Annotated in this window: 22 protein-coding genes and 3 pseudogenes; 11 read left to right on the plus strand and 14 right to left on the minus strand. The window is 58.3% G+C overall.

Annotated features, from left to right (window positions below; all coding sequences use genetic code 11):
* The first annotated feature begins 155 nt into the window (after positions 1–155).
* From J5278_RS29820 to tsaA, 4 genes are read left to right on the plus strand one after another with little or no spacing between them, the layout of a single operon-like run.
* Complete coding sequence (locus J5278_RS29820; RefSeq protein ID WP_209186015.1) at positions 156–1,193, plus strand: iron ABC transporter substrate-binding protein; 1,038 nt, start codon at positions 156–158, stop codon at positions 1,191–1,193.
* On the plus strand, positions 1,190–2,215 hold the full coding sequence (locus J5278_RS29825) for an iron ABC transporter permease (protein ID WP_209186014.1): 1,026 nt from the start codon (positions 1,190–1,192) through the stop codon (positions 2,213–2,215). The genes J5278_RS29820 and J5278_RS29825 overlap by 4 nt, the downstream gene beginning before the upstream one ends.
* Complete coding sequence (locus J5278_RS29830) at positions 2,212–3,015, plus strand: ABC transporter ATP-binding protein (protein ID WP_209186013.1); 804 nt, start codon at positions 2,212–2,214, stop codon at positions 3,013–3,015. Before J5278_RS29825 ends, J5278_RS29830 begins: the two co-directional genes overlap by 4 nt.
* On the plus strand, positions 3,005–3,529 hold the full coding sequence (gene tsaA / locus J5278_RS29835; RefSeq protein WP_209186012.1) for a tRNA (N6-threonylcarbamoyladenosine(37)-N6)-methyltransferase TrmO: 525 nt from the start codon (positions 3,005–3,007) through the stop codon (positions 3,527–3,529). Before J5278_RS29830 ends, tsaA begins: the two co-directional genes overlap by 11 nt.
* A 5-nt stretch (positions 3,530–3,534) precedes the next feature.
* On the opposite strand, the gene J5278_RS29840 is transcribed toward tsaA, so the two are convergent.
* Complete coding sequence (locus J5278_RS29840; protein WP_209186011.1) at positions 3,535–3,744, minus strand: molybdopterin-binding protein; 210 nt, start codon at positions 3,742–3,744, stop codon at positions 3,535–3,537.
* A 112-nt stretch (positions 3,745–3,856) separates the two neighbouring features.
* Here J5278_RS29840 and J5278_RS29845 point away from each other — a divergent pair, with 112 nt between their 5' ends.
* Entirely contained in the window at positions 3,857–4,204 is a 348-nt protein-coding gene (locus J5278_RS29845; RefSeq protein ID WP_209186010.1) for a gamma-glutamylcyclotransferase family protein, read from the plus strand.
* A gap of 44 nt (positions 4,205–4,248) precedes the next feature.
* Positions 4,249–4,938, plus strand: coding sequence for an FMN-binding negative transcriptional regulator (locus tag J5278_RS29850; protein ID WP_209186009.1), 690 nt, complete (start codon positions 4,249–4,251; stop codon positions 4,936–4,938).
* A 58-nt stretch (positions 4,939–4,996) separates the two neighbouring features.
* On the opposite strand, the gene J5278_RS29855 is transcribed toward J5278_RS29850, so the two are convergent.
* Both J5278_RS29855 and J5278_RS29860 read right to left on the minus strand, forming a co-directional pair.
* A complete protein-coding gene (locus tag J5278_RS29855; RefSeq protein ID WP_209186008.1) occupies positions 4,997–5,641 on the minus strand; it encodes a pyridoxal 5'-phosphate synthase in 645 nt (214 codons plus the stop codon).
* Between the two features lie 11 nt (positions 5,642–5,652).
* Positions 5,653–6,432 carry a class I SAM-dependent methyltransferase gene (locus tag J5278_RS29860; protein WP_209186007.1) on the minus strand — a complete coding sequence of 260 codons (780 nt, stop codon included), beginning with the start codon at positions 6,430–6,432 and terminating at the stop codon, positions 5,653–5,655.
* Between the two features lie 199 nt (positions 6,433–6,631).
* On the opposite strand from J5278_RS29860, the gene J5278_RS29865 reads away from it, so the two are divergent.
* Positions 6,632–7,528 (plus strand): LysR family transcriptional regulator, encoded by an 897-nt coding sequence (locus J5278_RS29865; RefSeq protein ID WP_219259581.1) that lies wholly within the window; start codon positions 6,632–6,634, stop codon positions 7,526–7,528.
* A 107-nt stretch (positions 7,529–7,635) separates the two neighbouring features.
* Here the strand turns inward: J5278_RS29865 and J5278_RS29870 are convergent, their stop codons facing one another.
* From J5278_RS29870 to J5278_RS29895, 6 genes and pseudogenes are all read right to left on the minus strand, one after another.
* Positions 7,636–7,785 carry a hypothetical protein gene (locus tag J5278_RS29870; protein WP_209186006.1) on the minus strand — a complete coding sequence of 50 codons (150 nt, stop codon included), beginning with the start codon at positions 7,783–7,785 and terminating at the stop codon, positions 7,636–7,638.
* 95 nt (positions 7,786–7,880) lie between these two features.
* Positions 7,881–9,062, minus strand: coding sequence for an aminotransferase class V-fold PLP-dependent enzyme (locus J5278_RS29875; protein WP_209186005.1), 1,182 nt, complete (start codon positions 9,060–9,062; stop codon positions 7,881–7,883).
* Positions 9,063–9,135: 73 nt separating this feature from the next.
* Positions 9,136–9,766, minus strand: a pseudogene (locus tag J5278_RS29880) (NAD(P)-dependent oxidoreductase).
* Positions 9,767–9,838: 72 nt separating this feature from the next.
* Positions 9,839–10,219 carry a hypothetical protein gene (locus J5278_RS29885; RefSeq protein ID WP_209186004.1) on the minus strand — a complete coding sequence of 127 codons (381 nt, stop codon included), beginning with the start codon at positions 10,217–10,219 and terminating at the stop codon, positions 9,839–9,841.
* Between the two features lie 2 nt (positions 10,220–10,221).
* Positions 10,222–11,181 carry an alpha/beta hydrolase gene (locus J5278_RS29890; RefSeq protein WP_209186003.1) on the minus strand — a complete coding sequence of 320 codons (960 nt, stop codon included), beginning with the start codon at positions 11,179–11,181 and terminating at the stop codon, positions 10,222–10,224.
* Between the two features lie 35 nt (positions 11,182–11,216).
* Positions 11,217–12,095, minus strand: a complete 879-nt coding sequence (locus J5278_RS29895) for an NmrA/HSCARG family protein (protein ID WP_209186002.1) — start codon at positions 12,093–12,095, stop codon at positions 11,217–11,219.
* Positions 12,096–12,224: 129 nt separating this feature from the next.
* Between J5278_RS29895 and J5278_RS29900 the strand changes: the two genes are divergently transcribed.
* Positions 12,225–13,124 (plus strand): LysR family transcriptional regulator, encoded by a 900-nt coding sequence (locus J5278_RS29900; RefSeq protein ID WP_209186001.1) that lies wholly within the window; start codon positions 12,225–12,227, stop codon positions 13,122–13,124.
* A 29-nt stretch (positions 13,125–13,153) separates the two neighbouring features.
* Here J5278_RS29900 and J5278_RS29905 read toward each other — a convergent pair whose 3' ends face one another.
* Positions 13,154–13,342, minus strand: a complete 189-nt coding sequence (locus tag J5278_RS29905; RefSeq protein ID WP_247749074.1) for a hypothetical protein — start codon at positions 13,340–13,342, stop codon at positions 13,154–13,156.
* Between the two features lie 176 nt (positions 13,343–13,518).
* On the opposite strand from J5278_RS29905, the gene J5278_RS29910 reads away from it, so the two are divergent.
* Positions 13,519–14,940 (plus strand): diguanylate cyclase domain-containing protein, encoded by a 1,422-nt coding sequence (locus J5278_RS29910; protein ID WP_209186000.1) that lies wholly within the window; start codon positions 13,519–13,521, stop codon positions 14,938–14,940.
* A gap of 613 nt (positions 14,941–15,553) precedes the next feature.
* On the opposite strand, the gene J5278_RS29915 is transcribed toward J5278_RS29910, so the two are convergent.
* Entirely contained in the window at positions 15,554–17,341 is a 1,788-nt protein-coding gene (locus J5278_RS29915) for a hypothetical protein (RefSeq protein ID WP_209185999.1), read from the minus strand.
* A 300-nt stretch (positions 17,342–17,641) separates the two neighbouring features.
* Positions 17,642–17,881, minus strand: a pseudogene (locus tag J5278_RS29920) (IS21 family transposase); the annotation flags it as partial.
* A gap of 310 nt (positions 17,882–18,191) precedes the next feature.
* On the opposite strand from J5278_RS29920, the gene J5278_RS29925 reads away from it, so the two are divergent.
* A complete protein-coding gene (locus J5278_RS29925; RefSeq protein ID WP_209185998.1) occupies positions 18,192–19,721 on the plus strand; it encodes a serine/threonine-protein kinase in 1,530 nt (509 codons plus the stop codon).
* A gap of 145 nt (positions 19,722–19,866) precedes the next feature.
* Here J5278_RS29925 and J5278_RS29930 read toward each other — a convergent pair whose 3' ends face one another.
* Positions 19,867–20,685, minus strand: a complete 819-nt coding sequence (locus tag J5278_RS29930) for a hypothetical protein (protein ID WP_209185997.1) — start codon at positions 20,683–20,685, stop codon at positions 19,867–19,869.
* Between the two features lie 48 nt (positions 20,686–20,733).
* On the minus strand, positions 20,734–24,561 hold the full coding sequence (locus J5278_RS29935; RefSeq protein ID WP_209185996.1) for a hypothetical protein: 3,828 nt from the start codon (positions 24,559–24,561) through the stop codon (positions 20,734–20,736).
* Positions 24,562–24,761: 200 nt separating this feature from the next.
* Between J5278_RS29935 and J5278_RS31840 the strand changes: the two are divergent.
* A pseudogene (locus J5278_RS31840) lies at positions 24,762–24,842 on the plus strand (ArdC-like ssDNA-binding domain-containing protein); the annotation flags it as partial.

Raw genomic sequence — 24,842 nt, forward strand, 5'->3', positions numbered from 1 at the left:
CCAGTTCGTGGCCCGGCGAGACCGCGAAGAGCGGCTCTGTCATCCTTGGCTTTGATCGATAATCGAAAACTGTGGGAACCGCGATATTCCATCAAATATAACGCCATGCAATAGTCTGCCGGTGCGTTCTCATCATGAAGAGGCAAGGGACTGGTATGCTGCGATTTCTGACCGTTCTGTCATTTGCAATTCTCGGCGTCCTGGCGACCGACGCGCAAGCTCGTATGATCACCGATGCTGCGGGCCGCAAAGTCGAGATCCCCGACAAGATCGTCCGCGTGCTGCCGGCCGGTCCGCCGGCATCTATTCTGGTCTATGTGCTGGCGCCGGACACATTGACGGGATGGGTGAGAGCACCGAGTGACGAGGAGAAGGCCTATCTGCAGCCGTCCGTCCGCGACCTTCCGGCCTATGGGCGGCTCACCGGAAAAGGTGGAACAGCGAATATGGAAGCTGTGCTTGCTGCCAAGCCCGATATTATTCTCGACGTTGGAACGGTGGACGCCACCTATGCCTCGCTTGCCGACAAGGTTCAGGCCCAAACCGGCATTCCCTATGTGCTGATCGATGGCAGTTTCGCCAAGTCGGGCGAGACACTGCGACTGGTCGGCGAGTTGCTTGGCGTTGAAGGCCGTGCAAAGCTGCTTGCAGACTATTCCGACACGGTCATCACGACGCTGAATGACAAACTCGGAGCGATCCCGACAGACAAGCGTCCCAAAGTCTATTACGGGCGCGGTCCCGAAGGGCTGGAGACCGGCCTCTCTGGATCCATCAACCTGGAAATCCTTGAAGCCACTGGTGCGACCAATGTCGCCGCAGCGGCGGGTACGGGTGGCCTGACCCAGGTTTCGCTGGAGCAGATCCTATCGTGGAACCCCGACACGATCCTGGCGGCCAGCGGCAAGTTTGCAAAGGCCGTCAAGAGCGATCCTCTCTGGGCCAATATCGAGGCCGTCAAAAACAAGCGCGTATTCGTCGCGCCGTCCCTGCCCTTCGGCTGGTTCGATTCCCCGCCCGGCATCAACCGGCTCATCGGCATCGCGTGGTTGGAAAAGCTCTTCTATCCGCAGTCCTTTTCCGATGATCTCCCCGCGGAGGTTCATGCGTTCTACAAGCTGTTCTATCAGGTCGACCTTACCGACGACCAGGTGGTGACGCTGTTGAAGGGCGCCTTGCCAGGATCGCAATGACGACTTCAGCGACGCAGCCGCGCAAAGGCGGCGCATGGATGTGGCTTGGCCTTTGTGGCGTGCTCGCTTTGTCGATAACCTCGATGATGGTCGGAAAATACGGCGCCGGACCAGTCGTCCTCTTTGGAACGGCAAAGGCCGCGCTGACAGGCGGGGATGTCGATCCGATTTTATCGACCGTGCTTTGGAATGTCCGCCTGCCTCGTGTTCTCGCCGGCCTTTGCGTCGGCGCGGCACTTTCGGCAGCCGGCGCAACCTACCAAGGACTGTTTCGCAACCCGCTGGTCTCTCCCGATATTCTCGGCGTCTCCGCCGGTGCCAGCCTCGGCGCGGTCCTCGGCATTTTCCTGTCCCTGCCCGTCATTGCCATCCAGTTGCTTGGCTTCGCTGGCGGTCTCCTTGCCGTCACTGCCGTCTATGCAGTTGGCGCCACCATACGCGGACGCGATCCGGTACTGACCCTGGTGCTTGCCGGCGTCGCGATCGGCGCGCTTGTTGGTGCAGGCATTTCGCTGATCAAGATCCTCGCCGATCCCTATGATCAGCTCCCGGCGATCACCTATTGGCTGCTCGGCAGCCTGACGGCCGTCACTCGCTTTGACGTTCTTTCCATTCTGCCGGCCCTGATCATCGGCGTTATTCCGCTCGTCCTGTTGCGCTGGCGCATGAATGTGATGACGCTCGGCGATGATGAAGCCCAGACCATGGGCATTGATACGTTTCGCACACGGGCACTTCTCATCGCGGCCGCAACGCTGATCACGGCTGCATCGGTGTCCGTGACCGGGATCATCGGCTGGGTCGGCCTGATCGTTCCCCACATTGCCCGTATGCTTGTCGGACCAGACTTTCGAAAACTGCTGCCCGCCTCGATGATGCTCGGTGGCGCCTATCTGCTTGTCGTCGACATGCTGGCGCGCAGCATTGCGCTGATCGAAGTCCCACTGGGCATCCTGACCGCCGCAGTCGGAGCGCCCTTCTTTCTCTGGTTGCTGGCGGCTGGCAAAAGGGGTTGGCAATGACGCTTGATCTCCGCGCGCTCCACTTCGGCCATCGCCAACGCGCGATCGGCAGTGATGTCACCGTCTCTGTCGCAAAAGGCGAAGTTCTGGCGCTGCTTGGGGCCAACGGAGCCGGAAAGACCACGCTGTTCAAAACCGTACTTGGTCTGTTGCCGGTTCAAGCCGGAGAAGTCCTTCTCGATGGAAGACCGCTCTGCGGCTGGTCGCGTCGCGAGCGGGCCGAGCGCATCGCCTACGTCCCGCAAGCACATGCGGCGCTGTTTCCGTTCACCGTTCTCGATATCGTACTCATGGGACGGACCGCACACCTGGCACCTTTTGCATCGCCCGGTCGGCATGACCGGGATATTGCGCAAGACGCTTTGGCCGATCTTGGAATGGAGCATCTGCAAGACAGGCCCTATACCGAGATCAGCGGCGGCGAACGCCAGATGGCCCTGATTGCGCGCGCTCTTGCCCAGCAGCCTGAAATCCTCGTGATGGACGAACCGACTGCGAACCTCGACTACGGCAATCAGGTGCGACTGCTTTCCCATATCCGGCAGTTGGCGGTGCGCGGGATTTCAGTCATCCTGTCGACGCACAATCCCGATCACGTCTTCATGGTCGCCGATCGCGTTGCCCTTCTTTATGAAGGCAAACTCGCTGGGCTTGGGCCGACGGCAGAGGTTCTGACGCCCGAAGCGCTAAAACAGCTCTATAATATCGACGTGGTCGTCGGCTCGATCGAAGGCAGTGAAGCGCGGCTTTGTGCGCCACGTTTGAATTCAACAACAGATGGAGGAACGGATGGTTCGTGAGAATGAAATCCGCGAAAACGAGGTCAGTGTTGATCCGCCGCAGGCAACGGATGCCGGTCTGGTCTTCATCGGCCGCATCTCCACGCCCTGGACGTCGCGCATGGAAACGCCACGGCAGGGCCGTCTTGACGGCCCGATCTGCAGGATCGAAATTTTCGAGCCATGGGTGTCGGCGCTGCGGGGCGTAGACGCCTTCGAGCGGCTGGAAATTCTTTATTGGCTCGACCGGTCGCGGCGCGATCTCGTGCTGCAAAGTCCGGCAAGCAACGGCAAGGTGCACGGCACGTTTTCGCTGCGCTCACCCGTTCGACCAAACCCGATCGGCACGTCGATCGTCAAGTTGGAGGCCGTCGAAGGCGCGACACTTCTGGTGCGCGGGCTCGATTGTCTGGACGGCACGCCGTTGATCGACCTAAAGCCCGACCGCACCCTGTTCAAGCCGATCGCACCACCGCAGCCGGGCGATTTCCAGACCGGCGACGATGGCACTGCTCCTTACTGCCAGAAGGCCTGAACATGTCAGTCGACGCCGACCATCACGTCGGACGCCTTGATGATGGCGTAGGCCGATCCGCCGACGGCCAGTCCGAGTTCATCAACAGCCTGGTTGGTGATCGACGACGTGATGATGGCGCCGTTGCCGATGTCGATCCGGACGTGCGACGTCGTCGCACCCTTGGTTACTTCGACGATCTTGCCCTTGATCTGATTGCGTGCGCTGATTTTCATGGTGTTCTCCCTGGGACGCTGTCTCGGTTTCAAAAAAGCCAAGGCTTATTGTGATCGATTAAGCATTGCCATAACCCGCCAACTCGAACAACAGCCGTAAACTAGGTGCCTCATGTCTGACCCTGCGACCATTCATCTCTTTTCCTATGGAACACTTCAGTTGGACAGTGTCCAGATGGCGTCGTTCGGCCGGCTATTGCATGGCTCCGACGATAGCATGCCCGGGTTTCGCAAAGAAATGGTCGAGATCACCGATCGGGATGTCCTGGAAAAGAGCGGCGAGCGCTACCATCCGATCGTTCTTCTCTCCGGCAATCCCGATGACGAGGTAACGGGCAAAGTGTTCCGGATCACGGCCGAGGAGCTGGCTGCGGCGGACGCCTCTGAGGTGTCGGATTACAAGCGGATAGAAGTGACCCTGAAATCCGGCATTCATGCCTGGGTCTACGTCAAAGCCTGAGTGGCTCTCGCATAACCAAAACTGAAATCTCGATCGGAAACGCAATGCACTATGGAATGTTCAAGCAATATGATCCGGCTGCGATGCGCACGCTGATAGAGACGTTTCCGTTCGCGACGATCGCCATCAATGGCGAGAACGGCCCCCTGATTGCCCAAGCACCCCTTACCTTCCGGCCGAACATAGGAAAATTCGGCGCCGTGGATTTCCATCTCGCGCGCGAAAACGCCTTTACCGCGGCACTCGATGATGATGTTGACACCACGATCGTCGTGAACGGTCCCCATGCCCATATTTCGCCAAGCTGGTATACCGGTCGGTTTGCAGGCCCAGACCCGGATCGCAGCCGCACGGCGCCGACGTTCAATTATGTGAGCGCCGTTCTCCAAGGCAAGATCGAGATCCTGGGCGAAGATTCGCTTCATCGGCAAGTCGAAGATCTGGTCAACGACCACGAGCCGGCCGATGGCTGGAGGTTCGAGGAAATCGATCGGCAGCTGTTTGAGAGCTGGTGCAAGATGCTGGTTGGCGTCCGCGTGGAGATCGACAGTTTCGATATGACCGCCAAAGTCAGTCAGGATCAGGCTCCCGCCGACAGAGTTGGGATCACGATGGGTCTTCTGGGTCGCAGCGCATTCGCGGACAAGGCGATGGCGACAATTGTGGACCGCTTCGATGGCTCGCCCGAAGCGCTGGTCAATGCGTTGTCACGTGCGAGACTTGACGGCGAGTAGACGCTTCCTCCGCCAACGGTAGCAGTCGTCCGCAGACGTTCCCTGCATCGCTTGCGCGTTACGGCCAAAGACGTTCTCGCACCCAATCCAGACCGACACGGCGGTAAAGAAGCCGCTGATGACGTCGCTCCGCGTCGCCTTGAAAGAACTCGACGTCTCGTTGCACCACGCAAAACACCGCCCAATTTTGAGCGATCAGACCGGGATGATCGGTAATGCGCTGCCGCGCTTGGGCGGTCTGGGCTACAAGGTCGTTTGAGAAAAGCAGAACATCGCTCTGGCGGGCAAGCAGTGCTGCCGCTCGTGATCCGATAGGACGTGCCAGAAAATCAGTGTTCCGTTCGGCGGATCCCGCGTTCACAGCGGTGCCGCGAATGCGGACCTGTCGGCCCAACTGAGGCCAATAGAACGTGAGCGCGACGTTCGGGTTGGCTTCGAGTTGACGGCCCTTCGGTCCCGACATCGTGGTCGCAAAATGCCAACCTCTCTCATCAAGGTTCTTCAAGATCAGAACGCGGGCGTCCGGACATCCCTCCTCATCGACCGTCGATAGCGTCATCGCATGCGGCTCTGTGACACCTGCATCAACGGCATCCTGGAGCCAGGACACAAACAGGGCATCAGGCTCGTCCGGCGCCGCGTCAGGTTCAAAGGGCGGAAATGGTCCGGCGAGAGATTTCAGCGCACGCAAGGCCTGTTTCATCGCAATGTCTATCACGGCTGACCCACGATCAACCGCAACGAGCCTTCGAAGTGAGGCTGAGCCCTAAGATGGCCGTAGCGGGCATCCCAGGTGCCGTTTTGAAGATCACGGGTGAGATCCGTCACGAAACGGTCGCCGACCGCGGCATCGACAAAGCTCCAGGCGGAATTGGCAAGCCGTGCGCCGGGATCGAGGAGTCGTTCCGGTCGGCCATAGTATCCCTCGCTAAATCCGTCGGTGCAATGCAAGGGGATCGGAACCGCAACAACCTGGGCACCGCTTCCACCAAGGCCGTCGCTGATCGCCTGCAGTGATGGATATCGCAGGGCTTCGGTCGTGATCACCTCCGGGGCATAGGCGTGAAGCCAGGAGTTTTCCAGTTCTTGCGGGTCGCAGCTCAGCACAAGCACCGGGCCTCGCGTCACGCGGCGCATTTCGGCCAGCCCAGCCCTCAGATCCGGCCATTGGTGCACCGTGAATGTCGCCATGCTCGCATCGAAGCTCTTATCAGTGAAGGGAAGCCGTTCGGCCACCGCGTCGACAGCTGGAGGCAAATGTGAAGGCCGTTGCGCTCGCATCGACGCGGAAGGTTCGACGGCCGTAACCTCCCGGTCGATCGGCTCGTAGGATCCGGCACCAGCACCAACATTCAGCACTGTTTTGGAATCGCCGAGCGCCGCGCGGATAAACTCCGCAATTTCGGGGTCAGGCTGCCGGTATCTCGTGTAATCGACACCGATGAGGCCGTAATTGGCATCACCGGCGCTTCCGTCTTGGTGTCTGTCCAACATGGTGGATATCCTTTTGGCGGTTATGACCGGTGCTGATGACAAGCGGACGCAACACGGAAGGTGCGAAGCCGAAACGCGTTCCGCTGCAACATCCATTGTTCCATTCATAACCATTCCGGGATCGAATGAGATGAAGAAACACTATCAACTCATCCGAGAAAACCGATATGATCGAACAAACGTTGTTCGGAAAACGCACATGGCTCGCCGCATACCTTCATTGAACGCCTTGAGAGCCTTCGAAGCGGCCGGCCGCCATGGGCGCATGACATTGGCGGCCGGAGAGCTGAACGTCACGCACAGTGCCGTCAGCCGTCAGATCCAACATCTGGAAGCTATCCTTGGCGTTCCTCTGTTCGAGGGCCCGAAAAACAATCTTCGGCTCACGGAAGCTGGGACAACACTCTTATCAGGATTGGTCACCGCCTTCGACCAAATCGACCTATCCGTGCGTGCCGTCGCTGACACGCAAGACGGACCGCTCGATGTATCCTGTCCAGGGACATTCACGATGCGGTGGCTCATTCCACGGCTCTATAAGTTTCAGGCGGAGCACCCGACAATCGAGGTTCGCCTTACCGCCTCGTCCCGGCCGGTAGATTTTGCCCGGGATGGATTCGACGTGGCCATTCGTGTTGGAAGTGCGCCTTGGCCCGCGGGCGCCGATGTCATTCCGTTGTTCCCGGAACAGACCGGTCCGGTCATTGCGCCATCGCTGCTACAGTCAGTGAGCAAGGATTTTAAGGGCGTACCTCGGCTGCATACCAGAACCCGGCATCAGGCATGGGATGACTGGCTGTCGCGATCGGGTGCAGCGCTCGGCAGTGGAGCGCGCGTGGAATACGAGCACTTCTATTTCATGCTGGAGGCAGCGAGCGCAGGCCTTGGCGTTGGCATCGCACCGTGGCCATATGTCACCGACGATATCAGGTTCGGCAAACTGACAGCACCGTTGGGCTTTCTGGAAAGCGGACATGAATATGTGGCACTACGGCGGGCCACGCGAAGCAAGAAATCATCCATTTTTTGCGATTGGATAGCACAGGAAGCGCAGGATTTTCATGGATTTGTCCCAACATTGCCCACGAACCCTTGATTCAGTCCACGGACGCCTTGAGCGGTATCGAACCCGCGACCACCACTCTCCGGCTCTTTAGGCCTTGATTTTCCGACCCTCAACCACGCTAGGGTTGGAAACGCCGCTTAGGCCGTTAGTGTATGTCGGTTCGCCCGTCCGCATTCACTTGAAACAGACTTGAGAATCTTGCGCGCTTGCTGACGGCGCACCAAAAGATGCTCCAGGCTGGCATTGCTGCCGATACGATGATCCATGATCGCGTCAAGGTTCGGCATACTGGCTCCGGCTTGGAAGCAAGTGTAGGTGCCTTCCATCATTGGGTAAGGTTTGCGCACGCCTGCAAAATATACCGGGGGTGGATGCACCGAAGTCATCTGCTATGCAACGCTTCGACCGCGTGAACGAAGCTCTCGATTTCGTCATCCGTATTGTAATAATGCGGGGATGCTCGAACGACCGCGGGCAAATGGCGCGCCGTCGCATCAAGAAGTGTGCTCGATGGTGAGGAAACACTCACGTTGAAGCCCAATTGTGAAAGCTCCGCCTTTACGGTTGTCGCATCGCGCTTCTCAACCGAGAACGAAACGATGGAGACCGGGTTGCGACCAAGGTCATGGATGACAATCCCGGGCGCAGCTCGCAACCCTTCTCGCAAACGGGCGGATAGGATGCTGCAGCGTGTCTCGATATCCTCCAGACCTAAGTTTAGGGCATAATCGACAGCACGGCCTAGTCCAAGGCGGGCGGCGTAGTTGTTTTCCCAAGTCTCGAACCGCCTGGCGTCACGACGCAACTCATAGCGGTCGGGGGTAACCCACGGTGCGGCAAAGTGATCGATCATGGGCGGATCCATCGTAAGCATAAGGTCGCGGCGGACATAAAGAAAACCAGTGCCGCGTGGGCCGCGCAAAAATTTGCGACCGGTAGCAGTCAGAATATCGCAGCCGAGTTCATCCACTCGTGTGGGCATCTGACCAACGGCTTGGCAGGCGTCCAGCAGATAGATTACGCCGCGACGCCGTGCAATCTCGCCTACCGCTGCGGCCGGATTGCGAAGGCCGCCGTTTGTCGGCACCCATGTGATTGCGATGACTTTGACGCGTTCGTCGATCATATGCTCGAGGGCCTGGGGGTCCAATACACCGTCAGCATCATCCGGGATGACTTCAATTATGGCGCCTGTGCGCCTGGAGACCTGCAGGAAGGCCACATAGTTCGCGGCATATTCCGCCCTAGTCGTTAGGATACGGTCTCCGGGTCTAAATGACAGGGCATAGAACGCAAGCTGCCACGCCACAGTGGCGTTTTCCGTGAGCGCAATCTCGTCACGGCTGGCACCGAGGAGGCGTGCGACGCTATCATAGACACCATCAAGTTCTAAAGCCGCCTCGCTGGCCGCTTCGTAGCCACCGATCTCCGCTTCACGGGTCAGATAACCGAGCATGGCGTCCAATACCGGTTGCGGCATCAATCCTGAGCCAGCATTGTTCAGGTGGATACGATGAAGGACACCCGGCGTCTCGCGCCTGACTTTCACGACGTCTATGGTCATCAGATCTCCCAAAGGCTGGCCTAGTGCTGGTCTCCCGACTGCGATGCTAAGCAATATGCTGATGCAATCGATCCTACCACGTAATGAGCGGCGCCTTGCGCAACCACGTATCTGCGGCGAGTTGCTGCACGACGAACTCCGCGACATCGGCTCGGGCGATGGTTCCGCCATGGACAAAGGACAGGTCGGTCAACGCTTTGATATCACCACGCGCCGGTTTGTCATTGAGCACCGTCGGCCGAACGATGGTCCAGTCGAGTGTGCTGGCACGGATCGCATCTTCCTGGCGGTTCTTGTCTTCATAGACCTTGCGCAGCATCAGGGGCAAGGAAAACACGATCGAAGAAGAATCCGCCATGGCCACGGCTGTCGCCGGCGCCAAGGCCGGTGATGCACACCAGGCGACGGATATTCTGCTGCTCCATGACGCCGACCAGTGCGCGGGTCGCCGTCGAGAGCAGGGTCACTTCCTTGAACGGGCTCATGGCGGTGCCCAGCGAACTGACGACAGCGTCGCAGCCGGCGATGGCGCGGGTGAGTGCTGCGGGATCGCGGGCATCGCCTTCGATCAACTTGACGTCAGCAAGGTCAGCGGCTTTCGCCTTGGAGCGAACGAGAGCGACGACCTCGTATCCCTTTGCAATGGCTTTGATGACAATTAGCCGGCCGGTGGCGCCAGTGGCACCCAATACAAGAATTTTCATGACAAATCTCCGAAGTTGTGCTGATGGATTGCGAAGCATCAATCCGACGCCGCTGGGGTAAATTAGTGAGGGTTAGTTATCGATCCACCGCGCTGCGGCCTCCGCCGTATCCTGGGGACGGGTGTTGAATGCGATTGCCGCCTTCGGGGCACTTTGGTGAATCGCGTTGACGACCTTCTCGAAGAACAGCAATCCTTTGGGCGGGATGCGCAGGCCGCCACCGATCACGACGCAATCATAGTCCACACTCGCCAGCTTCGCGGCCAATGTTGCAATACCACTGTCATCGGGAGCGATCATGCAGATGTCGGCGCCCCAGCCGCGCTCGGTCATGGTCGTCTCCGCAATATCGATGCCCGCCTGGATTTTTTCGGCATCGAACCCCGGTGGCAGGGAGGGATCGGAAAAGTCGACGGTGTCTGGCTTCTGGCCTACAAACAATACGCGTGTCATGATCAAGCTCCTTTGAGCGGGTTGGAAGGCACGGCCTCGGCGTCCGGGACATCGAGCCGCTGGCGAAGGAAATCAGCGATGGCATTCACTGACTTCTCGGCTGCGCGAAACTGGCCGAGGGAGGATTGGAAGACATGCGGCATGCCCTCCCAGACCGACAGCGTGATCTCCACGCCTGCCGCTTGCGCCAAGTCGGCGTAGCGGATGGAATCGGAGAGCAGCACTTCGTCGTCGCCGACATCGATGCGAACAGGCGGCAGACCGTTGAGTTGGGCGTAAAGCGGCGATGCCTTGGGATGCGTGGCATCCTGGCCCTGAAGGTACATGTCGGCAAAACCCTGGAGGACGCAGCGCGTAAAGATCGGGTCCTCCTCCTCCCGCGTCTCGAAGCTCTCGCCGGTGAGTGTCAGGTCAGCCCAGGGCGACATCACTGCTGCGCCGACCGGCTGCACCACGCCCTTCGTCTTGTCGGCGGCAAGGATCGACAGCAGCGACAGCGTCAGGCCACCGCCCGCCGAATCCCCCACGACCACGATCCGCGCAGTCCCGTCCGCCACAAGGCCGCGATAGGCGGCGACCGCATCGTCGATCGCGGCGGGAAATGGATGCTCGGGTGCAAGGCGGTAGTCCGGCACGAAGGCATCAACGCCGACGCGTGCGGCGATCTGGCCCGCGAAATGGATCAGCGCCTGTGCCGAGCCGAGCACATAACCGCCACCATGAAGATAGAGGATGCGCGCGCCCGGCCGTGCATTCACTGGGCGAAGCCAGAAGCCCGCAATACCGCCGACCGTCGCGGCCTCTACTTGGACATCCGCCGCAGAGGGTGTTGCGGCAAACATGGCGTCGAACATCGGCCGCGCCTCCGGGCCGAGCGGCTCGCCCTTATGGGCCGAGGCGGCCTGTCGCATTGCTGCTAGGGCCGGAGCGTCGTCGGCCAAGAGGGGGTGGATCGTCATCATCGCAGGTCTCCTGTGCTGGGGAGTATGGTGTGAGCTCAGCCAATCGTCCACTGGGCAGCGGCATCCCGGGCAAAGGCGGCATATGAGCGCGGGGCGCGCCCGAGCAGCTTGGTCAGGCGAGCGATGTCGTCAGCACTCGCGACAGCACCTTCGGTCTGGTACCGACTGAACATCAGGCGCAGGTCGAGCGCGTGCCAGGCGGGCAGCATGGTCTTCATGCGCTGCTCCATGACGACGAGATCGTCGCCGCCATGGCGGATCGTACGGCCGAGGGTTTCGCTCCAGATTGTGGCAATCCCTTCACCGGTCAGGCTGTCCGGACCGATCAAAGCGTAGGTCTCGCGGCCAAGCGGGGTCGCTGCCTGTTCACGGCGAACCAGCTCGATCGCGGCGGCCTCGCCGATATCGCGGATATCGACCATCGAGACGCCCTTTCCGCCGATCGGCGAGGCATAGATGCCGGCGTTCAGCAGTCCGTCCTTCTGACGAAGATCGTTCTGGATGAAATAGGCGGGACGCAGAATGGTCGCGGGGAGATCAAGCGCTTCGATCATCCGCTCGACCGTGTACTTGCCGGCAAAATGCGGCACGTCGGCATAGGCGTCGCCGCCGAAGACCGAGAGATAGACGATGCCCTTGACGCCGGCCTCGCGGGCGACCGTCAGGGTCAGCATGGCCTGTGTCAGTTCATCGGCGACGTTGGGGGCAAGCACGAACAGAGTGCTGACCCCTTGCAACGCCGCGCGCACCGAATCTGGGTCGGCGAGGTCGCCGCGGACCGCGGTCACGCCAGCGGGAAGCTGGGCCGTCTCGGGCGAGCGCGTCAGGGCCCGGACATCGACGTTGCGCGTTTGAAGATGGGCCAGGACCTGCAACCCGATGGTTCCTGTGCTGCCTGTAACGAGAATGCTCATGTCGAAATCTCCCTTGTGTTGGTCAGGTTGTGTTGGTGTGCGTTGCGTCTGTTGATGAAGATAGCTGTTTCATCGCCGCGGAGAAGATGCCAATATCGAGATCCACTGTCTCGAATACGGAACACTTACATGGACCTTCAAGCCTTGTCAGATTTTGACCTCGTCGCTGCTCATGGTGGGTTTGGCCGCGCCGCCCGCGTTTCCGGCCGCTCCAAACCAACGCTGTCGCGGCGGGTCGCCGAACTGGAGGAGAGCCTCGGTGTGAGGCTGATCGAGCGTGGGTCCCAGCCCCTGCGATTGACCGATGAGGGACGGGCGCTTCACGAGCGAACCCATGGACTGCTGAGCGAAATCGCAGAGGCCGGTGAGGCGGTCGTGCTTGGCGCATCGACCCCGAGAGGAAGACTACGGGTGAGCGCGCCCGTCGTCTTCGCGCATGTCGCGCTGCCCCGGATCGGCGCGCGGTTTGCTCTGGCCTATCCCGAGGTCCAGCTCGAAATCGTCGCTGAGGACCGAAAGGTCGATCCGGTCGAAGACGGCTACGATCTAATCATCCGGATCGACCCGTCACCGGACGAACGCCTCGTCGGCCGCCGCTTCCTCAACGATGAACGTCTGATCGTGGCGCCGCCAGCGATGCCGCGTCCCGTTCCGATCATGGATGGCAACGAAGTTGCTGTGAGGGCCGTTCTGCTCTCCGCAACACCGCCCGGGACCCTCTGGCGGATAGGCTCCGGACTGAAGGCCGAAATCGTCCTGCAGCCGAACCCGGTTCTCCGCCTCTCTTCGCTGCTGATGGTTCGCGATGCCGTGCTGGCGGGCGCCGGTGCGGCCATGCTGCCCAAACTCCTCGCTGCCGACGATATCGAGGCCGGCAGGCTTGCCTATTGGGGAACGCATGCCGGACCGCCCGTGGAGATCTGGGCGCTACAGAGCTCACGCCGCCTGGTCGGCGCCAAGGTGCGGGCATTCCTCGAGGTGGTCGGGAGCGCATTTCCGAACAAGGCCTTCGTTGCGCTGCCGGGATGAGCGCAAAAGTGCCGCGCCTTAATACTCAATCACCTTTGCTGAGCGCGTGCCGACTCAGCGGCTCGTGTCTTAGCGCACTCGATTGTCGTGAATGGTTGCGAGAAGCAGGACCGCCCACTGCGCCAACTGCCGCATGGCTCAGACAGCGATAATCCGAGTTCGCTCAACGCATATTCCACCTGCGGTGGCGTGGTGGCACAGACAGTCCTCTCGACCATACCGTCGCGCTCCAGTGTCTTCAATCAGGATAGCGAATGGTAAACTATAGAATGCTTACGCAAGTTATTTCCCGCAAGTTCACTGCAATAGCGCCGGCGTAGATAATCCGATCGTAATCATTCCTGTGCATGACTGCCTCAGAAGTTCAGCTCCGAGATCCGAAGGAAACCACTGCTTGGCGGCGCGATTTATCCAGTTGAAGCTCGTCGGCCCAGTCCTTGCTGGGCTGGCTATGCTTATCACCGGGCTTGCAGCGATCCCCTACTACGGCGTGGAGACCGTTGACGCCAATGCCCGCAGTCAACAGGAGACCTTGGTCGAGCGCAATGTTGCAATGTGGATCGGCGACGTGGAGTTCTCGCTGACCGCCTGGACCATCTGGGACGAAGCCATTGCCAAGTTGGACAATAGCTTCGATCGCGATTGGGCGGACCGAAACATAGGTGCATCGCTGATTGGCACTTCCCGTACGCGCTCGATGGTGGTTCTCGATCGAGACAATGTGGTCATCTATGCGCGCACGGACGATACCGTGAAGCATCTTCCCTTCTTCGCCAGGGGAACCGACGCATTGGTGCGAGACGCAGGTAAGTTGGTGGCCCAAATCCGCGACCAGGAGCAACACCGTCCAGAAAAGGCCGGTATCCCATCGCCCATTGCGATCAGCCATATAGAAGCAATCGGTGACGAGGCTGTCCTTCTGACGGCAAGCCTTTTCCAACCGGATTTTGGAACGTTCCGACCACTGGCCTCGCGCGCTCCGATCCTTATCACGGCGATGCCGATCGGGGGCACGCTTCAGGAGTTCTTCGGCAAACGCTTCCTTTTGAACGACCCAAGGATCACGCCACTCGCCGCGGTCACCGCCGACAGGGCTCGGGCTGAGATTGCCGTCAGTCCCGAGGGAGAAGTGGAAGTTCTGTCATGGCGGCCGCCGACGCCCGCTGCAGACCTCGTTCATCAGTCGCTTCCGCTTATCATTGCAGTCGTCGGAGTTCTAATGGTGGGGGCTGCGGCCTTCGTTCGCATATCTCAGGCGGCGGCTAGAAATCTTGTCGGACAGGAACAACAGATGCGCCATGCGGCGACACATGATTTCCTGACCGGCCTTTCCAACCGCTCGGTACTTCACGATGACTTCGCGGCGCTTTCTCGAGAGGGCCCGTTCGTCGTTGCATGCCTGGACCTCGACGGCTTCAAAGCCGTCAACGATGTGCATGGCCACGCTGCAGGTGACGAGGTGCTTAAAACCGTCGCGGATCGCCTGCGTTCGGGGATTCGTCCGATCGACCGGCTCTTCCGGCTGGGTGGCGACGAATTCGCCATATTCATGCCGGGCGTCTCGATCCTGGACGCCGAGTTGGCTTGCCAGAAATTGTCGCAATCGCTGGCAAGTCCAATGCGGTTGATCAACTGCGAAGCAATCGTCGGGGCGTCATTTGGGTTGAGCGAGGTGAATTCTGCGGGACCTGACTGTGACGAGGCCTTGCGGTCTGCCGATGCCGCCCTCTACAAGGCCAAGTCGCTTAGCCGCGGAGGCGTGATTTCGGCCTCCACCCCACCTGTCCGGCTAAGGCTGGTCGATCGCAGCAGTTGATGGGATACGAACCAACAACCCGGGAAATCTAATTGCGCTAAGTCACTGAGAAAATTGAAGCAGATGTTACCTAATTGTAAGCGGTGTTTTGCCCGCACATTGACCAAACTCGATTGGCCATTCGGAAAAATGCCGCGACGACCTTGATGGCAAGAATGCGCCAAAAACGGACGTAGATGCTCGGTTAGGAAGCCGATCATCGCCTGCCGATGTTCTTCTCCGTACAATAGTCCGCTATCCAAATGCGCCTCTCATGCTTGTGCTCTAAACGAGCGTAGCAACCAAGGCGCGATCCCCGACACATTGCCAAATGAGACGAGGCGGGAACGAACTTGGTCGAGGATGTTTTTCCAAGTTCGCCGTCATTTGACTAAGAGACTGTAACTGCGCGCTAATTCGGGATTCCATTTGACAACGTGCTACTCCTGGAACATTCTGTTAATGCGAATCGGAGATTATGTGTTGATCTCTTAGCTTCCAGCGCCTATCTCCGGCAGCCAAACAACTGGAATAAGTAATGACCGCAGCAATCGTACGCCACCCTATCCTTCCTTGGAAGCCGGCTTCCCGCCCCCCCCAGGAGCCGAATAACCGCAAGGGCTGCAAGTCCTGATCAGAACTCACGGAAGCGCCGCTGCCAACCAAGCGCCAAGTACATCTCAGCGAAGCCTCGGTACATGCTTTCCACCTCAGCAAGGACCTGCTGCTGGATTTCCAGTCCTTCTTTGACTTCTTTCTCATCGCCGAAGACGACCTTGAAGGCGCTCTCGGTCGATTTTAGCGCGGTCTCGTCCGGCGCCTCTGGATCGCCGGCTCTCGAACGCACCTCGCCCAACAGTACTTCGATCTCTTCTCGGACTCTCTGCGCTGGCTGCGAGATCGAGGCTTCGATCAGATAGTTCGCCAGATTGAGGCGGGGGATCAGGCAGCGCGGATCTTCGGCGTGCTCGTCGAGGAACCGACGTACACTGGAGATAGCGTCGTCTATCCGGTTGGTCTGGTGGTAGGAGGCAGAAGCGAAATGCAAGTAATCAAAGTCGTCTGGCTCGTCTTCTTCGCGCCAGTCTTCCAATGCACGTTCCACCAAGTTACCTAGCTCGTTGTCGATCCTAAACGAAGCAAGGAACACAGTTAAGCTCAGCCGTAGTTGGGCAGCGTCAGGCTTCACGGATTCGATAAGCTCTACGGCGACCTTCATGTTCTTGTCGTCGCGTGCACATGCGGCCAGATAGGACGAGTTCTCCTCGATATAGTCGAGACAGATCTTATACCGGGCCTCGACTTCGCTATCGTGAAAGTCGTTCCACAATCGGAGGGTCTCCATCAAGGGAATCCGAGCGGCTATCCTCAGCCGTTCCAACGGTCTGGTGCCCTCCAGGATCGCGTCGCGGAGCGTCTCGCTTTGGACCTCGATCGCCTGAAGGCTGTTGCCAAAACTTTCCATCAGCGCCTTAAGCTTGGGGTCGAGGACGCTGCCGGGTTTGTAAGTCAGGTCATGCAACTTGGCGCCCCAAGCGTCGTGGAGCATGGTTTTGACCTGCACTTCGGCCTTGAGCCTGGGACGCATGGAGTCTGTGGATACAACCTTGACATGCGTTGCGTGGTAGCCCTTCTCGCGATGGATCTTTTCGAGGACGGTACCGCCTCCCGTAACTTCGTAAGGTTCCAACGCCAATTTGTACTCGGCGAGCCTGCTCTCGAACACGTCGAGGAAAAGACCTATGCGGTCCGAGTAGTAGACGACCACAGTGGCGCCGACGATGTCGACCATCTCGCGAAGCTGGAAGTCGCGGTTCTCTGCGCGCTTTTCAATCAGTTTGCCCGCGATCTTGATTACGTCCTTTGTGTCGCGATGGATTTGCTTCTTCTTGCGAGTGTAGATCTCGAACACGGTCTCCTTGCCGACTGCACGCGCCGCCTCCTGGGCCGCAGAAACCATATCGCCCAGAAGTTCGTGATATGGCGTGTCGTATCTTTCCATGAACTCGCGGGCCTCGGCCATTGCCACGTCCATCTCCAATGTGACCCCGCCCGGGCTGAATCCTTCTACGCTCGGCGAAGTCTCTATCAAGCGGCAGGGAATGTCCGGCCATCCCGAATAGAGGGCGTTGATGAAGGTGGAATTGCCCTCTACTACCACGGTCGAGCCGCCTCGGCGCTCTATCACGACAGGCTCCCGCTTTTCTATCTCGCCCGCAGCCGCTTGCTTCATGTATCCGCAGGCATTGGGAACACCATCGGCCCGAGCCCGCGTCGAGAGAAGTCTCCTGATCGGCATCAGTACGTGGTTCTGTTCCATCTTGAAATAGTCGACGTGGCCGTATGGGAGCTTGGTCAGTTTAGCGGTGTCGACCTGGACGGTCTCGATCCCCTCGGAGGTCCACACGGGCGCAATTAGCATATCTCTATCCACAGGCGTTGAAGCGAAGTTGTCGGCGCAAGGGAGCGTGGAGCCGGGCGCTCAGAGAAAGGCGATACACGCGACTTTGTCAACGTGTGATCCGAAAGACAGGCCGCAAGATCAAAGAAATCGCCGGTGAAGGATTGAGCGCTTTTAGCGACGGCATTTGCCATTCGCTTATCGAAACCTGCCTGTCAGCTCCCGACCCCATCGCAGACTTCTAGGCACTGGTCTAGGAATGTCCGCTTCGGGCTAAAAGGCGTCTTCCGCTTTGCGCCACTCGCGGTGAACCTGCGCTCAATCAAGCTCGGCGATGCGCCGATGACCTGTCTTTGTCCCGGCGGCCTTGTAGATGTAGAGGGCAGCTTCCAGCACCGCATCGCTGACATCCTCAGCCAACGGCCACGATAGCCCGGCACGCTTCAGACGGCGCAATGTCTCACGCACGGTCGAAGGAACAGCCCCAACGCGCACCGCAATCGACTTGCGGCCGAGCCCTTCCCCAAATCTGTGTCTTAAAATCTCGCGGACACGCCGCATCGCTACTCTCTCCGCTGACATTACCTTCCTTCCTCTCAGCACACCCGAAAAGGGCCAAACTTCTCACCAGCAGGACACCCGACAAACGCCCCAATCAGGGGGCGACATGCCTCGGAATTTGCAAACCTGCGACCACAGCGGATCATCCTGCTACAGTCTCCGTGGATGCCAGGACGGGTTCCCTGCTCTCGAACGGTCAAAAGCTATGGATCCCACCTGGCGATCAATTTACACTTTCGATGACTGGGAAGCAGAGGTTTCGGCCGACACTGCCCTGAAATTGGGAAACGGGTTCTGAGAGGGGCAATGGATGGCGAAAACGTATGGTGGCCGCTGGAGAATAGACTCGCCTGTGAGTTCCGGCGGCCAGGCCGAGGTTTTCCTCGCGAGCGATATGGCGGCAGAGTTTTCGGAGAAGCTTGTCCTTAAGCGGGTGAAAAACCCAAAGCGGCATGACAGATTTCGAAACGAAGTCGAAGCGGTCAAGCGACTTAATCACCCCAATATCATAAAGCTCATTGACCACTCGGCCTTGAGCTCAGAAAACACTGCTTCTGAAAAGCAATTCATAATCATGCCCTATGCGGAATCTGGTGACCTCAGCAAGCGGGTCGACCTATACAAGGGCAACCTCGACAGCGTTCTACAGGTAGCAAGGTCTATTGCAGTCGGCCTGGCTGCGGCCCACGAGGCTGGCGTGATTCATCGTGATATCAAGCCGCAGAACATTCTGTTTCCCACTCTGTCGCATGACATCTGGATTGCCGACTTTGGGATATGTCTGCTCTCTGATGTTGATCGGTCGACCTTAGACGGCGAAGTGGTCGGACCCGTCCAATTCATGGCGCCCGAACTTGAAGGTGGCGGCCATCTCGATGTTACGGCGGCAGCTGATGTCTATTCGTTGGGCAAAGTCATTTACTTCATGTTCACCGGAGGAACGATCCTTCCGCGCGAGCGGCTGCACGAGCCAGGTTTTTCGAGCGTATTTGCCGAAGGCGAGCGCCTTGGTCTATTGCAACACCTTCTCGCACGAATGATGTGCCCTTTGGACCGCCGTCTAAAGTCAATGCGTGAAGTAATCTCCGAGATTGACCGGATACAGGATTGGGAGCGTTCTGCAACATCCCTGCCGATCAGCCCTGGTTCCCTTTCAAAGATTGCGAAAATGAAGCAGGAGGCGCTAGCGGTCCAGCAGCAGTCAGACGCTAACCTTGACACTCGGCAGCGCAGGTCGGTCGCACTTGCCAGAACTGTCGAGGGAACGAAACTTTGGTTCTTGGCGGAACTCGAAAAAGTCGCCGTTCTTTTAAGAGATGACGAAATCATAACCGCAGGAGTACGCACAGTGGAGGGCCAGGCGAACGGGTCGCCTTCCCTCAATCGCTTTCGTCCCGTTCAGGCCACGGAGCTTTGGCTCCAGAATAGGTCAGAATCTTCTCGCCGGGAGCATGTCTTACGTTTCTCGATTGGACCGACGGGTGGCACTGTGTCCGTTTTCTCTGAAATGGTCGGCGGCTCGACCCCGTCGATGAGAGCACCTCGCCCTGAGCCTGAAAACACCGATCTTTTGCTCATGCCGTCTTACGGACGGAAACCAATCAGCTCGACAAAGGATTTTGATTGGCAAGTGTTTCGCATGGACGGAGAGCTTCACACTATGGAGCAACGTCCTGTCCCCAATGGTCCGCGGTCGATCCCACGTCATCGCGAGCCTGTAAGCATCATGGCGCTCCAATTTAGTACATCGGACTGGCCGAAGGCGGCTGGCGATTACCCGAAAATACTTGAGGCGACGATCGACACGTTTATGACCGCAATCAATCGCCAGTATCTCTAGGACACGCGTAGGCAGATCTTCAGCGACCCCACTCTCGCGCGGCAGCTATAGACAAGACGGGCGTGAGTTGCTATATTGGTGAGACAGAGCACTTCGATGTGCCGACGAGCTAAAGGCGGTCCAACAGACGTTCCGGATGAATTTCCTAAAGTCTCTTCGCACCGCCTTCCCCTCTCCTGTTCAGGGCCGTTCTTTTGGACGGCCCTAAATATTTTTGGCGATCGGGGACTTTGTCTAGGTAGACGTTAAATACCCGATACTTCAAGTCCTTCCACGATCGAAACGATAGCTTGTTACTCCACGACGGGCGGTCTCGCGTGACCAATCGCTTCGGATCGAGAGTGTCGATCATGGCATGCACCACGATCCCATATTGCAAAAGCTTTTGGCGCTCCGTGGTATGCTCGGTGCGAGATAGAAACCTTGCAAGGTCTGCAGTCCACCTTCTCGCCTCCTCATCATTTGTGACTAGACGATGGAAAGCGATGAACGACACCATTTCCCCATCCTTCAGGAAGACCTCACCGACCGCTCTTTGAATAATACGCGGAACTATACGCACGCGCCGCGATTCCAGGCAGTCAAAAAATCCAAGGATCTGCCTGCCGCGATCGTTGCTTGAAAATTGACCGGATAGCGCTTGATGTCGCACCGTTTCGACCTGCGCCCATAGTCGCCCGAAAAGGAAGACGAGGGAGGAAAACTCGTGGTTCTCCTGCCATGCCCCTTCCGGATCAACTTTAGAGATCGGCTTGAAGTCGCCCTCGGTCAGCGACCGTAGTTTCCCCACCAGCTCGTCAGCTGCCTTCAACAGCGGTTCAATATGCTGATCCAAGAACTGTGTCGTTGTGGCGGCGCTTTGCTTACGAGACTTAAGTTCCTGATAGATGATCTCGAAAAGCTTGGCGGTAACGCCACCACCCAGCGCTGTCAGAAACGTCTGCAACACCCCAGCGTCTGCCATGTTATCTCCCCCAAACGTCTGTTTGTGTTTTTTCTACCTGATGCATACTCATTCGAAGCTTCCGCTGCCTCGATCTCTCTCCTCGTCTCGTTCTGCGACGAGCTGCGCTTCGATCCGTGGATTTAGATCATTGATATAAAGGGCAACCGCCTGATCCACCTCCGCGTCGCCAGTTGCTGTTGCAGAGAGAATGTCCCGAGCCTTCATTAATCCTGCAGAATAAGGCCCATGGCCCGAGCTGGATTCGACGCGCGCAAAAACAATGTTTGCGATTGCCGCTTTGTCGGTGCCTGCTCTCATTAGGCTGATAATGATCGATGACAGGCCGGCGGCGTCATCGCCTTCGTCTGTATCGGGCGTCTCATAGAGCCGGCAGGTTTCCGCGACGAAGCGCTGCCGGACGCTATCCCGCCCTGCCCAATCCAGCAGGAAACTGTCACTGATATTCTTGACTGGCGTTTCAACATGTCGTCCCAGCGCGTTGCCAACCAATCTCAAGCTGGTGGTGTATCGGCCATTGGCATCAATTAGGAATGTCAGATCGAGTGCTTCACGAGGGAAGCGTCTAAAAAATGGCCCTGCATACTGGCCAAATTCGCGATACTTCCCGGCATTTGAGCGGCCAAACGAGGTGAGCCGCTCGAAAGCAGGTCGAACGTCATCGAAGGTTTCGGCAGCCTGGACGCCATATTCGATCACGGCTTGAAGTTCGCTGTCGAAAACACCGCTACGTCCGGTTACCCTCGCCCACTCTAGTTGCGCGAGGAAATGGTTCACGGCCGCACCGAGCTCTTCACGGTATTCGGACGATTTGATGTCAGAGCACGCAATAACCATACGCAGCACTTCTACAGCGATTAACCGTCCCTGATCGTTCCCGGCGATGGCGTCGATCAACCGGACGATTTCGGTGATTGTCAGAGGGTCGGTGACCCTTCCCCACATCAGCGCCGCAAATTGGCCAGCGGGCGCCTTCCCTATGGCCACACAACGCTCTAGACGGCGGCAGCCTGTGCTGTCCAATCCTACGCCGCACTGAAGAACCGGAAACCTGATACCCCAAACATCGTCCTCAAGGGAAGTGTCAAGGAAGCGTTCGACTTCGAGCGGATCCTTCTGTTTCCAGGCCTGGAGGAAGCCGATGACAATTGAAACCGATGCTCGGTCGAGCTGGCCGAGCACGGCGCGGAAACTCGCCATGTAGTCATGATTGGTCTCGGCGGAGCCAAGTCCGACCCCGAACCTCAAGATCTTGCTACCACCAGACTGGCTGGTGAATAGGTCTGATAGGAGACCGGCGACAAGAGTCGGTTCTTCGGCAGCTAGTCGTCCGAGCTCTTCAGCCTCCTCGTGAATCCGTTCGTGACGATGCTCTATGTCGTCAATCGTTTCGGCGGCGTCGTATTGTTCCGCCCCAAAGGACCCGCGGCCGAGCACTTTTGCATGAATTCTGCTTTCAAGGCTGACAGGGCGTAAGCGCAAAGAAAGTGCCTCAATCGCCTCCTGTTCGCCTTCTTGAAAATGTTTGCGGTCGTAAGTAGCGATCCGACGTAAGGCAAGCCAGCCTTCCGCCCATTGTGTCGAAGGATCAAGCGCCTCGATCTCCGCTTTGAGTTCGCGCCATAGTCCACGTTGCGTCCAAAGACCTCGCAACGCCTCTGCCAGGACCAGCTCGACAGCTCGTGCGTTTGCACCGATCTCACGGAGAAAGCGGAATGCCAGCGAAAGAAATGGTCGATACCACTGCGCCATCTCCTCGAAAGTCCTCGGCGCGAGGCCGTGGTCTCGCTTGCGGGCTCCGAATTCGGGCTCCAGCGTGTGCGCCGAGTTGTGGTCCGATAAGCTTGATGCGAGCAACAACAGGCCGATCTGGTGCTCACCGTCGTCGGTTGAGGCAATAAGGTTTTCAACGTTTGCAAGCCGTTGGCTGATCGAAGCATGCGTTCCGGAGTGAAAGCAATGGAATAGAGATCGTAGGGCCTCTCGACTTGAGCCTTGCTGAGGTTGGTCGTGTTCGAGACGCGATAGTTCCACCAACACCCTTGTCGCGCGATCGAACAGATCTGCATCATATGCCAAGGATCTCAGGATCCCGGCCAACGCGGTCGATCGCGACGAACCAAGCTGCTCGTCCGTCGCTGCCGCACAGGCGTTCTCGATCGCCTGCAGAGTTCGTTCAGGCTGAACGGGGGAAATATTCCGGAAAATCTCAAAGGTGAAATCGTCCAGATTGTAGAGATCGCTCAGCCAGGCTCCTGGCGCGATCCATTTCCCGACCAAGGCTTGCGCTACCTTCGAATCGTGCAGATAGCCTACTCTACGAGCGAATGATCGAACCAGTCGCGGTGATGCCGTATTTAGCTCCAATGTCAGTTCCGCCGCCGGAATTCCAGCAAGAGCTTGCTTTGCAAGCCGGTTCGCGACGGCGTGAGGAAGCACGGCCCTCCATTTGGATCGCGACTGCAGCAGACCGCGTCGCTCCAATTCTCCTATATGCCGGGTGAGCGTTCGCATAGGCACATCTGCAATCGTGGAGAGCTTTGCAAGCTCAGAGGTCGACATTGTGTCGTCACCGTCGAACGAGTAAGGCAGACTCATCACCTCGGCAGCACGCATAAGCTCGCCGTCGGCCCCGTGCGTCTGGTCGAACAAGCGACGAAAGAGCGTCTCATCGCCGAGCGAGGCAAGCTCGCCTCCCTTGGTTGCCGTGGATGCGAGCGCCAGGGCGACACGAGCGTTTCCATCTGAAAAGTCGACAATCGTCGATACATCGACCGAGTTCAAGATAGGAAAGCGGCGTTCCACTATCTTGCGGATGATCTCCGGTGAGGCGCCTTCTAATCTGTAGAAGCTGGTATTTTCCGGATCGTCCTCTCGAATGTCATACTCGACGGTGATGAGCCTTAGTCGTTTCAGTTTCGAGTTCTCTGCAGCCAACCGGCTGTGGAGGGCGCCCGAGCAATTATCGACGACAAGGAAGGATCCAGACGTGGACGTCGTGAGGGCATCCAGCATGACCATGGGCGGTGGATCGATCTCGTCCTGGAAATCGCAGTAAACCGCCATGTTCGCATCGAGGGCGAGGTTGGATGTTTTGAGCCGGTCATCGAAAAGCGCCTGAACGAAGCGCGTCTTGCCAACGCCTGACAAGCCGACGATTCGAACGTTCAGGGTATCCTCACTGACGCTCCGCAGGGTATTGATCGCCTCTAGCGCACCAACATCGCCGTCGCGCCCTCCCCCGAAAACGCGCACCTCGTCATCCAAGAGAAATTCAGCCTTGGCGTCGGTTTCCCCGTGCGCCCAGGCTCCATATGCCTTCCAGCCCTGCAAAGGTTTTTCGAAGATCCCGCGTACCCAGATGGCGACCGTTGGATGTGCCGATACCCAGTCCGCCATTTTTTGGGCGTCATAGAATCCGAGCGCAATTTTACCCTCGTGACCCGAACCTACCAGAGCGGCGATCATTGCGTTTGCCCGGTCCTTCATGAAGCGCGCCGAAACGTCTTCATGGGTCGAAACGATGATGTAGGAGCCGCCATGGGCTGCGATATCGTCGAAGACTGGCCGGAGCTCGCGTGTCGGCTCGGGTCTCATTTCTCCCGTGATCTTGGCAGGCGAGTATTTTTCCGCCTTGACCTGAAACATGGTCAACGCGGCTTTGATGTAGCCGCCGGCCTTCATTGAGCCCGTCGATTCGACCCCCACGTCTACGCCGCCGTCTGCGGCACGTTGATTGCCACCCCACGTCACCGCTGCCCGCGAAAGATTCTGAGCTTCAAGTTCTGCCATGCACAGGCGCGCTACCAATTCGCGCGCTTGCTCATCATTCAAGGCTTTGATGTCGGACTTGGTAATCGAAAAAAGCGGGTGCATTTTTGCTCTGCATTCGTCTGGAAGATTAAAGTAAAGCGGGCCCTGGCCAGACGGGGCTGGTCCGGTTCTATAAGTTGTCGAACTCCTCCTCGCCAGATCGGGATCGTACCCGTTGACCTCGAGGTAAAATTGCAGGCTTTTCAGGACGGCTTCATCGTTTATACCTGGCCCGATGGTGATGCGGCTGACGGCGGGCCGAGCGCCGCTTCACCTCGCCATTCTGGATGACTTACAAGCAGGCGCAGCAGCTCGGTGGAAACGAGCTCGGGGCGTGCCCTTAG

Source organism: Rhizobium sp. B21/90 (assembly GCF_019355815.1).
GTDB classification, from domain to species: Bacteria; Pseudomonadota; Alphaproteobacteria; order Rhizobiales; family Rhizobiaceae; genus Rhizobium; species Rhizobium rhododendri.

What these genes read in the sequence shown, in the direction of transcription:
- J5278_RS29820 (WP_209186015.1), top strand. Translation starts at nt 156, where the DNA reads ATGCTGCGATTTCTGACCGTTCTGTCATTTGCAATTCTCGGCGTCCTG.
- J5278_RS29825 (WP_209186014.1), top strand. Translation starts at nt 1,190, where the DNA reads ATGACGACTTCAGCGACGCAGCCGCGCAAAGGCGGCGCATGGATGTGG.
- J5278_RS29830 (WP_209186013.1), top strand. Translation starts at nt 2,212, where the DNA reads ATGACGCTTGATCTCCGCGCGCTCCACTTCGGCCATCGCCAACGCGCG.
- tsaA (WP_209186012.1), top strand. Translation starts at nt 3,005, where the DNA reads ATGGTTCGTGAGAATGAAATCCGCGAAAACGAGGTCAGTGTTGATCCG.
- J5278_RS29840 (WP_209186011.1), bottom strand. Translation starts at nt 3,744, where the DNA reads ATGAAAATCAGCGCACGCAATCAGATCAAGGGCAAGATCGTCGAAGTA.
- J5278_RS29845 (WP_209186010.1), top strand. Translation starts at nt 3,857, where the DNA reads ATGTCTGACCCTGCGACCATTCATCTCTTTTCCTATGGAACACTTCAG.
- J5278_RS29850 (WP_209186009.1), top strand. Translation starts at nt 4,249, where the DNA reads ATGCACTATGGAATGTTCAAGCAATATGATCCGGCTGCGATGCGCACG.
- J5278_RS29855 (WP_209186008.1), bottom strand. Translation starts at nt 5,641, where the DNA reads ATGAAACAGGCCTTGCGTGCGCTGAAATCTCTCGCCGGACCATTTCCG.
- J5278_RS29860 (WP_209186007.1), bottom strand. Translation starts at nt 6,432, where the DNA reads ATGTTGGACAGACACCAAGACGGAAGCGCCGGTGATGCCAATTACGGC.
- J5278_RS29865 (WP_219259581.1), top strand. Translation starts at nt 6,632, where the DNA reads ATGGCTCGCCGCATACCTTCATTGAACGCCTTGAGAGCCTTCGAAGCG.
- J5278_RS29870 (WP_209186006.1), bottom strand. Translation starts at nt 7,785, where the DNA reads ATGCCGAACCTTGACGCGATCATGGATCATCGTATCGGCAGCAATGCC.
- J5278_RS29875 (WP_209186005.1), bottom strand. Translation starts at nt 9,062, where the DNA reads ATGACCATAGACGTCGTGAAAGTCAGGCGCGAGACGCCGGGTGTCCTT.
- J5278_RS29885 (WP_209186004.1), bottom strand. Translation starts at nt 10,219, where the DNA reads ATGACACGCGTATTGTTTGTAGGCCAGAAGCCAGACACCGTCGACTTT.
- J5278_RS29890 (WP_209186003.1), bottom strand. Translation starts at nt 11,181, where the DNA reads ATGATGACGATCCACCCCCTCTTGGCCGACGACGCTCCGGCCCTAGCA.
- J5278_RS29895 (WP_209186002.1), bottom strand. Translation starts at nt 12,095, where the DNA reads ATGAGCATTCTCGTTACAGGCAGCACAGGAACCATCGGGTTGCAGGTC.
- J5278_RS29900 (WP_209186001.1), top strand. Translation starts at nt 12,225, where the DNA reads ATGGACCTTCAAGCCTTGTCAGATTTTGACCTCGTCGCTGCTCATGGT.
- J5278_RS29905 (WP_247749074.1), bottom strand. Translation starts at nt 13,342, where the DNA reads ATGGTCGAGAGGACTGTCTGTGCCACCACGCCACCGCAGGTGGAATAT.
- J5278_RS29915 (WP_209185999.1), bottom strand. Translation starts at nt 17,341, where the DNA reads ATGCTAATTGCGCCCGTGTGGACCTCCGAGGGGATCGAGACCGTCCAG.
- J5278_RS29925 (WP_209185998.1), top strand. Translation starts at nt 18,192, where the DNA reads ATGGCGAAAACGTATGGTGGCCGCTGGAGAATAGACTCGCCTGTGAGT.
- J5278_RS29930 (WP_209185997.1), bottom strand. Translation starts at nt 20,685, where the DNA reads ATGGCAGACGCTGGGGTGTTGCAGACGTTTCTGACAGCGCTGGGTGGT.
- J5278_RS29935 (WP_209185996.1), bottom strand. Translation starts at nt 24,561, where the DNA reads ATGCACCCGCTTTTTTCGATTACCAAGTCCGACATCAAAGCCTTGAAT.